A 577-nucleotide genomic window follows, 5' to 3' on the forward strand; every position below is an offset into this window, starting at 1 on the left:
AACCATTCATCAACTTGGTACCATCGCTTTAAGTGAAGACGCTGCAGGCCATATCGGCCGAGTACTTCGCATGAAAGAAGGCCAAGAAGTTCTATTATTTGACGGCAGTGGCGCAGAGTTCCCAGCAGTGATCAGTGAAGTCAGTAAAAAGAACGTTCTCGTTGACGTAACTGAGCGCGTCGAAAGCAACATTGAATCCCCTCTCGACTTACATCTTGGCCAAGTCATTTCACGTGGCGATAAGATGGAGTTCACCATCCAGAAATCAGTAGAGCTTGGCGTTAATACCATCACACCACTTATTTCTGAACGTTGTGGCGTAAAGCTGGATCAAAAACGTTTTGAGAAAAAGCTCGCGCAGTGGCAGAAGATTGCGATCAGTGCGTGTGAACAATGTGGTCGCAACGTAGTACCAGAAATTCGCCCAATCATGAGCTTGGAACAGTGGTGCCAAGAAGAGTACGATGGTCTAAAGCTCAACCTTCACCCTCGTGCAAAATACTCAATCAACACCCTGCCGACACCTGTAGAGAAAGTGCGTCTTCTGATCGGCCCTGAAGGCGGTTTGTCGTCAGAA

The 577-nt window shown here is 47.7% G+C and carries 1 protein-coding gene; it reads left to right on the forward strand.

The window, feature by feature from the left end:
* Positions 1-4: 4 nt before the first annotated feature.
* The coding region (locus R8O11_RS29835; protein ID WP_318195208.1) for a 16S rRNA (uracil(1498)-N(3))-methyltransferase at positions 5-577 on the forward strand (573 nt) is incomplete at its 3' end.

It is taken from the genome of Vibrio sp. 1288 (assembly GCF_033344475.1).